The sequence below is a fragment of the Endozoicomonas sp. YOMI1 genome, from assembly GCF_024606345.1.
Lineage (GTDB): Bacteria > Pseudomonadota > Gammaproteobacteria > Pseudomonadales > Endozoicomonadaceae > Endozoicomonas.
The window spans coordinates 1-10,597 of record NZ_JAHHPM010000199.1; the positions used below are offsets into that span (position 1 = coordinate 1).

6 protein-coding genes and 1 tRNA gene are annotated in these 10,597 nt (G+C 47.7%); all 7 read left to right on the top strand.

Going from position 1 to position 10,597, the window contains the following annotated elements; all coding sequences use genetic code 11:
* Positions 1-318: 318 nt before the first annotated feature.
* Entirely contained in the window at positions 319-1,485 is a 1,167-nt protein-coding gene (locus tag KDK15_RS06920; RefSeq protein WP_257294635.1) for a J domain-containing protein, read from the top strand.
* Positions 1,486-2,400: 915 nt separating this feature from the next.
* Positions 2,401-5,262 (top strand): hypothetical protein, encoded by a 2,862-nt coding sequence (locus KDK15_RS06925; RefSeq protein WP_257294636.1) that lies wholly within the window; start codon positions 2,401-2,403, stop codon positions 5,260-5,262.
* A gap of 414 nt (positions 5,263-5,676) precedes the next feature.
* On the top strand, positions 5,677-6,234 hold the full coding sequence (locus tag KDK15_RS06930; RefSeq protein WP_257294637.1) for a sigma-70 family RNA polymerase sigma factor: 558 nt from the start codon (positions 5,677-5,679) through the stop codon (positions 6,232-6,234).
* Positions 6,231-6,887, top strand: coding sequence for a ChrR family anti-sigma-E factor (locus KDK15_RS06935; protein ID WP_257294638.1), 657 nt, complete (start codon positions 6,231-6,233; stop codon positions 6,885-6,887). The genes KDK15_RS06930 and KDK15_RS06935 overlap by 4 nt, the downstream gene beginning before the upstream one ends.
* A 105-nt stretch (positions 6,888-6,992) precedes the next feature.
* Complete coding sequence (gene rmuC, locus KDK15_RS06940) at positions 6,993-9,125, top strand: DNA recombination protein RmuC (protein WP_257294639.1); 2,133 nt, start codon at positions 6,993-6,995, stop codon at positions 9,123-9,125.
* Positions 9,126-9,246: 121 nt separating this feature from the next.
* Positions 9,247-10,086: an SDR family oxidoreductase gene (locus KDK15_RS06945; RefSeq protein WP_257294640.1), complete on the top strand. Its 840-nt coding sequence runs from the start codon at positions 9,247-9,249 to the stop codon at positions 10,084-10,086.
* A gap of 90 nt (positions 10,087-10,176) precedes the next feature.
* Positions 10,177-10,267: transfer RNA gene (locus tag KDK15_RS06950), tRNA-Ser, on the top strand.
* Positions 10,268-10,597 lie beyond the last annotated feature (330 nt).

Sequence of the window (10,597 nt, forward strand, 5' to 3'; positions counted from 1 at the left end):
ATACGATTCCATTTGGCCAACTACTTAAAGGAACATGAGCGTAGCCACGCAAGTGAAGCATGAGAAAAAACGCTCACTGCGTTAAAGCTTTTTACGGGCTCGGGCTGGTGAGCCCTGGTATAGAATTCTCAAGAAGCATGTTTTCCGCAGTTGTTTCTCCTGCAGGGAGGTAAAACTATCGCCAGTTTCCCCGATAACCTGACTAAGAAAATCACCAAATGAAATCATATATTTTCTTGATTTCAGGCTGAACAAAGTTTGAGGAGTTGCCTGAAAAGCGAATTTTCATGTTCTGATCATCGGGTAAGGGAACGATCAATGGATGGTATTGGTGGCGTAAACGGGCTAAATAACAGATACCCTCTAGAAGATAATACACAATCCGGTCAGGGGCCTATCGGCAAAACCAGATCCGGACGAAAAGTTCAAAAAGTTAACCAGAATTTCCGTTACACGAGTCGTGAATCCAGGGGGTACGCAGGAAATCCCTGGAAGGAGTATAAGGCAGCCGCAAGGGACTTTGGAGACCTATACTGTGACACGGCTCGTGAATTTATGGGGGACTTAACCCGTAATTTGAAGGATGATAAGAGGGCCGCAGACAGATTTGCGCGTTCGTTGGGAATGACCTTACCTTCGAAAGAGGGTCTTCAGCTTCCCAAGTCACGAGGCAAGAAACCTCGGCAACAGCCCGTCAACAACAGTGGCAAGGTTGACCAGCCGGTAGGCAAAGACCCACTTCGGCAGCAATGGTTTGACTGGAGTTTCAAGCAATTTCAAGGCAAAGGCTATGCCCCCCCTGTTGCCAAAACAATGGCCGATAGGGTGCTCTCCCAGTGTGGCTCTGATTATCGAGCAGTGAAAGTCATGGTAGACACCACACCATCGAGCCCACAGGCCGTCTTCAGGCAACATCAGCAGCAGAATTATCAGTGGGCAATGGGGCAATTTACCGCTAAAGGCTATCACCCTGATCGTGCCCACCAGGCCATTACCGATGCTCTGAACATGGCAGGCACTAATCTGACGAAGTTTCAGCAGTGGGTTGTTGCCACTCCTGATGTCCGGGATACCGGAGTAGCAAGCCCGGAATACATCAAAAACGAACTGCGTCCCTGGATGATTCAGGAAATTGAGAAAAAAGGCTTTGCCCCGGCAGAGGCGCAAGCCGTGGCGGATAACCTAATACAAATATCCACCGGAAATGTGGATGAGCTGCGCCAATCTGTTCAGGAACTTCGCCCAAAAGATGCCAGACCTCAAGTCCCTGCAGAGGATATGGAACAGCGCAATGTAGAGTCACTGGAAACCTTGGGATTGACGAAAGATGCCAGCCTGAATGATGTAAAAAAAGCCTATCGAAAATTGGCAATGAAGCTTCACCCGGATAAAAATCCCGGGAACGCTGAGAGTAATCAGCTTTTTCAAAAAATCTCGGAAGCGCACAGGCACCTGACTGAGGATTCAAATTTGTTCAAAAACTGAGCGTTTTATTATCCGGTTTTGTTCTTAGCCTTTCGTCCCAAGTTTAAACCTTAATTGTGTAAGACTAAAAATAGTTTTGATTTTTGGGTTTTAGGATTCAATTGAATAAATGTGTGAGTTTGCAATAAAAGTCACATGCTTTTTAAATTAAAAGACCTGCTATGAAAAAAATTTCAAATGAAAAAGGTATCTAAATAAATAATTGAACTTTTCTTTGACCAAAAAATCAAACTTTCCTGAAATCTTATATCAGGAGCCTATCACATGAATACACCCCATCTTCCTGCCCAGAGTCTGGCATTTCAGCCACAGTTTTCAGAGGCATCAGGCATAAATGATGCGTCAGGTTTAACTTTGGGTCGAGGTGTTAATACGACAACTGCAAAGTTTAATGCCAGAGATATCAGCCATACTGATATTAGTAATTTTTTTGTGAGGATGACGCCCGGGGGAGTTAAGCAACTCGCAACGGCTACTTGTGCTGAGGCTGAAAGAGTGCATGGCGACAAAGTCTGGAAAAAAGATAATCTTGATAAAGACCTGAAGGCGTATGAATTACCGAGAGACTTTAATCATCGTGATGGTTTAAAGGATCGTAAGACCAGTGCAATACTGAATGTTTTTCAAAAAGTAAAAGTCGAAGGAGAAACAGCCTTTGACAGGGGGGGAGTCGGCCATACATTGCCTCTGGCACAAAATCTATGTGATTTTTTGAATCGCAAAGAGGCCAAAGAGGGAGAGAAAATCAGAGATCCTCATTTTGTCAGTATGGATTTCTTTGCGGGAGAAATGACCAGATATCAACAGAAACAACAGAAAATGGATGCAGCACACACTGTTAGTGGTAGCCCCGGGCACGAGAGTCAGGGGGGTAAAGAGCCAGGCTATTTACCTGCTGAATACCCTGCTTTTACGATGGAGGGGTTACCACCACTACCTTCAGGGAATGCTCCAACAATAACACCTTCAGCACCACCGAACTACGATACGGTTCAAGCTGAAATGATGTTAGCGGGCTTGAATGTTGAGGTTGTTACTTTGCAGCAAGTGCTGGCGAAGGAGTTTCAACGTGACTCTTTCCAGAACAGATTGAGTCGGGTGCAACTGGATATATCGCAATTTGGCGTTAACTTGCCGACAAGTCTACTGGAACAATACAGTGAAGCTAAAGCTAATCTTGAGAGCCTTCAAGAACAACTGCTAGGCATGAATGAGATGGTTTTGGTCAAGGAGTTTCATGGCCAGATAGATGGGCTGGAACAGTCGTTGGCACAGAAGGAGCCAAAAACAGGCAACAAATATGAAGTCAAGGCTCTTGAGCGGGAAATTCAAGGTTTAGATAAGCAGATTGACAAGCTCAGCTCTGCAGAGTCTGAGTCTGAGAAGGCAGAGCTCAAGGAGCGATTGAGCGCGTTAACAGCCAGTATTGGTGAGTGGCTTACAGTAGTTGCTGCGTTCGATACCTTAAAATGCCTGAAAAGTGATCTCGATGGTTTTCAGTTTCAAAAAACACTACAGGATGTTGATTCTTTCTCTACAAAACTTGATGAATTTGATAAATCTATCAGAAATTTTCCCTCTGGTGGGCCGCGCAATGAATTGATGAGGGAATCAGGTAGTCTTAGAAACAGTTTTTCTGATATTCAAAAAAACGTAAAAAAACAGCATTTTATCGCTGAGCTTGAAATAGCAGAAAAGACAATAAAAGCGTTGGAACATGAAGTTAGCGGTAATCCAGAGGCATACCTGGTTGAGCAGGCCAAATCAGCATTGACTATTGCCACCCCACTGGTTGTGCTTGAGGGAAAGGACGATAATCTTGCTAAACTGAGCAATTTGAAGGAGAGGTTGGAAAAGTTTGAAGGCCTGAGAGTTACTGGACAGACAGCGGCTTCAAATATGCAATCTTCTGTTCAGGGAGAGGTTGATGGAGTGATAACCAGCATCCATGAATTAATTGGCGACGCTGATAGCCGTTTAAGTGGTGCAGAAAAATTGCGACAAGCCGTTGATGGAATTCCTCTCAATCAAACTCATATGGATGAACTTCAGGGGATTCTGGATCAGATAAATGAAAAAATACTTCAGGTAAAGGGTTCGGATCATCGGGATGAACGGGTTCGATTGCAAACGATGAATGCCAAGTTGGTCGCAAGATTGACACGGCTTCAGGGCGGAGGGGAAACTAGCGGACAATCCACTGGGGTTAGCGGTCATCCTGTGAGTGGTAACCAGCATCAAACCGCAGTAGATAACATTAAAAAAGCGCTGGATGCCGCAGAAGCACCGATTGAAGCTTTAACCGGCAACCCGGATTCCTCTTCTAAAGAGGATCTTCTTACGCAGGCGAGAAGTAACCTGGAAAAAGCAACGCAGATGCTTGGCACACTCACTGATCAGGCTCTCAAACCTGAACGGGCAGAGTTGAAAACCAGACTTATCAATTTGCATGAACAGTTAAGTCTCCTTGAAACAAGTGGGGATCAGGGGCAGGTAAATGCCGTTGAGCCTAATCCGGATGTTTTACTGCAGCAAGGGGTCGCTGCGTTTCAAAAAGAGATGGCAGCATTTGGTAAGAAGGGAACCGCTTCAAAAGCAGGGTTTGCGGTGGCGACGAGCAATATGTCCGCCCTGTTAAGTAAGTTTGCTTCATCACAATCGTCGTCGGCAGGACAAACTACCCGTCAAACTGTTCAGAGCAGCCAGAACGTCCCCCGGCAAACAGTAACGCATTCGCCGTTAGGGCAAAATATTCATCTGCAGGCAGAACCTGTGAAGACCAGACCTGTCCTGGCTAATGGTGATAGCCTGGCGTCATTTGCCAGTGAGTTGGGATTTACGAAAACGACAATTTTTGATGACCAGTCTATTTGTATCTCCAGTTTGGGCATTAAGCCATCTTCTGAGAAGATAAAATCCCTTGTAACCAGCACTGATCTTCCTCTTGAATTTCTGCCATTCGATATCCAGGAAAGAATGATAGAAGCTTATAAATACGGCAATAACTGGCCGGATAAGATAAAACTTGTGCAGGTTTATGCTTTTGCTCCTGATGAGAGCGATTTTAACGGCGCTAGCTTTAAAGTAGAACTGGAAAGCATCATGCCTGATCACCATCGTGAAATTTACAGACGTAGCCTTGTTCGTAAAAATTATAGCCCTATGGGGGCGAATCTCCGGATGCCTGAGGGCTTAAAGCAGGGGAATAGGTTTCATGAGGCACACTGGTCTTTAAATGAAAATCTGGCTAGAGAGAATACAGTCAGTTTTGCCCATGGTTCAGGAGGGGATAATCATAGCAGTCTGGAAGATATTGGTTTTACCCTGGTCGCACCAGTGCTCACAGCTCTGGGTGCGAGCGCTGAAGTAGCTACATCAGCGGAAGCTGGTTTTGGTATCCCCTTCGGAATTGATTTGAAGATGCAGCCGCAAAGTGTACTGAATGAGGTTGAGCGGTGGAGACCGCAGCGTTCTTTTGGTTTTGAGATGTTTGATGTTACTGATTGTGTGATGCCTGATGGTGATCAACTTGAATCTGATGTTGCATCAGACAGTTTGGGTACCAGTGGAATAAACCCGGTAGCCCTTCATACACAGAGCAGACATCAAATCTCTACACGTGAGCCAGCCAGCGAGATATTTGCAAAAGAGGTAGGTATTTTATGGGTGAAAACGATCACAGGCTTACCCAATGTAAATAGCGTGCATAGTCTGATGAATTGGGTAGGGAGTAATAAGCCTGACCTTCCAAATCTGCGTCTCCCACAGTTGCTATAGCACTGACGTGTGTCAATTATGTTAGAGTGAATTTGGCTTTTCAATCACCCTCTCTACCTCTCAGATTGAGGTAGAGAGAAGAACATACTTAAATCCATCAACAGACCCTGAGGAGTTGAGAATACAACTCTTCGTTTTCCACTCAGTATTTTGTCCCGCAACGAAGCTGTTACCAAATCTGTCCTAAAGCATCATCCAATGGGGGGTATATAAGTAACAATTAAATAAAGCTGATCATCAGAGAACCGCTATTTTCTGTTGAGGAAAAGCTATGCAGGACATTTAATAAAGGTATTATGCGGATCAGTGGTTGTATTCACCGTAAGAGATCTTTATTGGCACTTTTTACGTATAATCGCCTATGTATAAGAAAATCAAAAAATTATGGCACATCTTCGGCTTGTTGAAACCTCTATGGAATTCAAACCTGATCAGGCAGCGCAAAAGCAGGACTTCAGGCATATTCTTGTCGATCTGGCGAAAAGTCGCGATAAAAAGCTATTTATGCAGATTTACGACTATTTCGCCCCGCGGCTGAAAAGCTTTCTGGTCAGAAAAGGGGCTAATGAAGAGCTGGCTGAAGAGCTGGTTCAGGAAACCCTTTTATCGGTATGGCGCAAGACTTCCAGCTACGATCCTGCTAAAGCGACAGCGTCCACATGGATTTTTCGTATCGCCAGAAATCTATGGATCGATCGGCTTCGTAAAGATAAGCCTGACATGCTCTCCCCGCTGAACAGTTATCCCGAGGCAGGTTATACGCCCAGTATGGCGGCCTATGATTCAGGGCGATTAAAAGATGCCCTGGGTGCCCTGCCTCAGCAACAGGCTCAATTGGTTTATAAAGTGTATTACGAAGGAAAATCCCATCGAGAAATCGCCGAAGATATGGACATGCCCATTGGCAGTGTCAAGTCTGGCCTCAGGCTGGCGTTTGATAAATTACGGGTTCGCATTGGAGGTGTGTCATGAACTGCAATCACCACCCCGATGACAGCACCCTGCTCAGCTACGGTGCCTGCAGCTTGCCGGACGCGCTCTCCATGGTCGTTGCCTGTCATCTGGCGGTTTGTGACCACTGTCATGACAAGGTTGCGGACGCTGAGCTGATCGGCCTTGGGCTGATGGAGCAGGAACCGGTGGAATCCATATCCCAAAGCTCCCGGGATTCGATGTTGGCCATGTTGGAGGAACCGGTCGACGAGGTATATTCCGAAACTCAGAAAATACCAGACGATCAATCCGATGGCGATATTCCGGCTCCTCTGCGCCCAATGATTGGCCAGTGGTTCAGCGATCTCCACTGGCGCACCATGGCTCCGGGCATGAAGCAATTTATTCTGCCAGCCTCTCAGGGCAAGCTGCGACTGCTGAAAATTGCTCCGGGTACCTTCATGCCGTCCCACGGCCACAGTGGCTCTGAGCTGACCCTGGTTCTTAAGGGCTCCTACAGCGATGAGCTGGGGCGTTTCTCTGTGGGCGATGTGGCGGATGTTGACCCGGATATCACCCATCAGCCGGTTGCTGATACCCATGAAGGCTGTATCTGTCTCATTGCAACGGATGGCCCTCTCCGCTTTAAAGGGCTGGTTCCACGGCTATTGCAACCCTTTTTTCAGCTATAAATGCTGCAAGTCAGGTCTTTGGCAAGATTTTTTGCTATTGACCTGAACTTTTTTCTCGACGAACCTGTCAAAAGATTTTAAGTGTAATTCCAGAGAGATTGTTTCATGACGCTTACTGCCCTCGTTGTAGTTGCTGTTGCTTCACTGCTGTCGTTTGCAATGGCGTGGTTCGTCTGCCGACAGACCCAGCACAGCCTTCGATTGCAAATGGAGCGGGAAGTGGATGCCCAGCATCTGCAGATTGCCCAGCTGACGGAGCAGAAAGCCGACCTGCAGGACGAGCTGGCCGACCAGGGCATGCTTATGCAGGAACAGCTGGATTCTGCTAAAGCCCTTCTGCACCAGGAGACGTCGCGTCTTAACGAGTTGGTCAGTCAGCATCAGGTGAAGGTCGGGCGCCTAGAGGCCATGCTGATTTCAGAGCGCAAGCGTGAAGCGGAAAAAAGCAGGGACCTTCAGGATCGGGTGAAAGAACTGACTGCTGAGCGCTCTGGCCGGAGTCAGGCTGAACAGCGGGTAAAGGAGCTGGAAACCCGTCTTGAAGAACAACAGGCGCAGAACCAGAAAGCCCTCATGCAGCTTCAGGAAAACAAGGAAGCTCTCAAACAGGAGTTCAAACACCTGGCCCACGAAATCTTTGAAGCCAGGGGAAAAGTACTCTCTGACCAGCACCATGAGCAGCTGCATTCACTGCTGGCTCCTTTCAGGGAGCAGCTGGGTGAATTCCGTAACAAGGTTGAACAGGCCCACCGGGAAGACAGTGCCAGCCGGGCAGCGTTGAAGCAGCAGCTGGAAACCATGCATCAGCTCAACCGTAAGATGACCGGTGATGCCGAGAACCTGGCGAAGGCACTGAAGGGTGACAAGAAACTCCAGGGCAACTGGGGTGAAATGCAGGTTGAGACCATTCTTGACAGCAGTGGCCTGATCAAAGGGCAGGAATATCAGCGGGAACCCAATTTCAGGGATGAAGATGGCCAGAACAAGCGGCCTGACTTTATTGTCCACCTGCCCGAAGGCAAACACCTGATTATCGATTCCAAAGTGTCGCTGGTGGACTACATGGCGTTTGTCAACGCTGAGACCGATGCTGACCGTGATGCTGCCATGGGCCGCCATATCCAGAGCATCCGCAACCATATTAACAGCCTGAACCAGAAAGACTATCCGAACCTGCCGGAAATCAAGGCCCCGGATTTTGTCTTTATGTTCATGCCCATAGAGCCTGCATTTATCTCGGCATTCCAGTATGACCAGAAGTTGTTCAATGATGCATTTGAGCAGCGCATCGTGGTTGTTACACCGACTACCCTGCTGGCAACCCTGCGCACCGTTGCCAACCTGTGGACCATTGAGCGGCAGAATGCCAACACCCGTAAGCTGGCTGACAAAGGCCGTCAGGTGTACGACAAACTTCGTGTTTTTGTTGAAAAAATGGAGAAGCTGGATGTCCAACTGGGTAATGCCCGTACCACTTACGATGATGCCATGGGCACACTGAAGCACGGTCGCGGAAACCTGATTGCCCAGGCGGATCAGTTTCTGGCACTGGGGGTTCGGGTCAAGAAGGAACTGCCTGCCAAGACGCTGGAAACAGCGGACCTGGAGCCGCTGGAGGCAGAAGAGTTACTTGCGCTTGAGACGGAGGCACCACATCCAGCCGTTGCAACGGTTGATGAAATTACTGCCCATCAGGGGGCCGTGCCCTCTGCGCAAGAGTCGGTACCTGAGACCACAGGAGCCTCCACTTTTGCCGTCGCCACTGAACAGCCGAACGAACCAGCAGAAGCCGTCGATGAAGAACCGGTATCCCGGCCAGTTGTGGATAAACCGGCCGCAGATGAGGCGGAACGTTATCCACAGGATGAAACTGATGTAGCTGCTGACCAGACTCCTGACAATACAGAACAGCCTGTTGCCCATCATCAGAACCATAGCTCACCTGATCTGGCTTCACTGGAGGCAAGGCCCGGCCCGGAATTTGCCCAGGCCACTGACAGCTTGTACCAGACTGATCTTTCCGCTGAAGACTGTACCGTTCCAGGTGACGGTGAACTCCCGACTACGCCGGATTTTTCTGTGCTGGAGTCCAAACTTTCAGAGCTGGGCATTGATCTGCCTTCGCCTGAAGGGGAGCTGCCTTCTCTTGAAGCGGAACTGGCGAGGCTGGAGCAGGAGCATCCAGAATACACCTGGTCAGACTATGAGCAGCAGTTCCGATCAGAAGATACCCCCTAAAAGTGACCATTGCGTATTTTTCCCCGCCTTGTCGAAGTTGAGATTTCAGTAAGCTGGTGCTCTGTTGGTATTACATCTGAAAAACAATTCTCATATACGCTAAGTCTGAAAGAGATAAACCATGCCTTCCAACAATAAAAATGTACTGATTACCGGATGTTCCAGTGGCATTGGCCGGGAACTGGCTCTGGAGTTTCAGCAAAGAGGCTATCGTGTCTGGGCAACCGCCCGTAAACTGCAAAGCATTCAGAAGCTGGCAGATCAGAATATCCAGGTACTGGAGCTGGATGTGACCAATGAGCTACAGGTGCATGAGGTTGTGCAGCATATTCTCAGCAGCGATGGTCATTTGGATATGCTGGTGAATAATGCTGGCTATGGCAGCATGGGGCCATTGATTGATATGCCCGGTAAAGAGCTGGAGCAACAGTTTGCCACCAATGTGTTTGCAGCCATGACCCTGATCCGTAAGGTGGCTCCTCATATGTGTGCCCGCAAACAGGGTATGATCGTCAATATTGGCAGTATCTCCGGTGTTCTGTTTACCCCGTTTTCGGGCTGTTACTGTGCCTCCAAAGCGGCCATCAATGCACTGTCTGATGTGCTGAGAATGGAATTGAAGCCGTTTGGAGTGAGGGTGGTAACGGTCCAGCCCGGTGCCGTCCAGTCACAGTTTGCAGATAATGCCAGCCGGGTTTTGCAACAAGTGTTCAACCCAGACAGCCTCTATATGCCCATTGCAGCGAAGGTCAGGGCACGAGCTAATGCTTCACAGGATAACCCAACACCGGCAGATCGCTTCTGTCGTGACCTGATCAATAAACTGGAGTCCGGACGCAGGCTCAATATTATCCGTCTGGCCAATGGCAGCCGGGCTTTGCCATTGTTGAAAGCCCTGTTGCCAACCGCCGTTCTTGAGAACGTTCTGGGCAAAATGTTTGGTCTGAATCGCCTTCGGTAATTTTTTCTAGGTATATATTCTTTTTGCCTTTGTGGTGAAGGTGATATAAAGTACGCCACCTGTTCGGGGCGATAAACGCTTTGAGCAAATGGTGAGGTGTCCGAGTGGCTGAAGGAGCACGCCTGGAAAGTGTGTGTACGTTAATCGCGTACCGAGGGTTCGAATCCCTCCCTCACCGCCATTTATCTTTTCTGACTTCTTGATTCCCCTGCTTTTTATTCTAGCTCATATGTTCCAACTGACCGATGTGTCCAAGAAGTGTCCTTATTAAATATTAAATATTAAATAAAAAGGACACCCACTTTTTAAACAAATAAAAAGGACAATAAAAAGGACACCCACTTTTAAAACAAATAAAAGGAAAATAAAAAGGACACCCACTTTTTAAAACAAATAAAAAGGACACCCACTTTTTAAGGGAAATAAAAAGGAAATAAAAAGGACACCCACTTTAAAATAAAATAAAAAGGACACCCATTTTTTAAAAAGTGAAGAGAGTACGTCATTTATT

Coding starts and splice junctions, on each gene's coding strand:
- rmuC (WP_257294639.1), top strand. CDS start 6,993: ATGACGCTTACTGCCCTCGTTGTAGTTGCTGTTGCTTCACTGCTGTCG.
- KDK15_RS06935 (WP_257294638.1), top strand. CDS start 6,231: ATGAACTGCAATCACCACCCCGATGACAGCACCCTGCTCAGCTACGGT.
- KDK15_RS06920 (WP_257294635.1), top strand. CDS start 319: ATGGATGGTATTGGTGGCGTAAACGGGCTAAATAACAGATACCCTCTA.
- KDK15_RS06930 (WP_257294637.1), top strand. CDS start 5,677: ATGGAATTCAAACCTGATCAGGCAGCGCAAAAGCAGGACTTCAGGCAT.
- KDK15_RS06925 (WP_257294636.1), top strand. CDS start 2,401: ATGGAGGGGTTACCACCACTACCTTCAGGGAATGCTCCAACAATAACA.
- KDK15_RS06945 (WP_257294640.1), top strand. CDS start 9,247: ATGCCTTCCAACAATAAAAATGTACTGATTACCGGATGTTCCAGTGGC.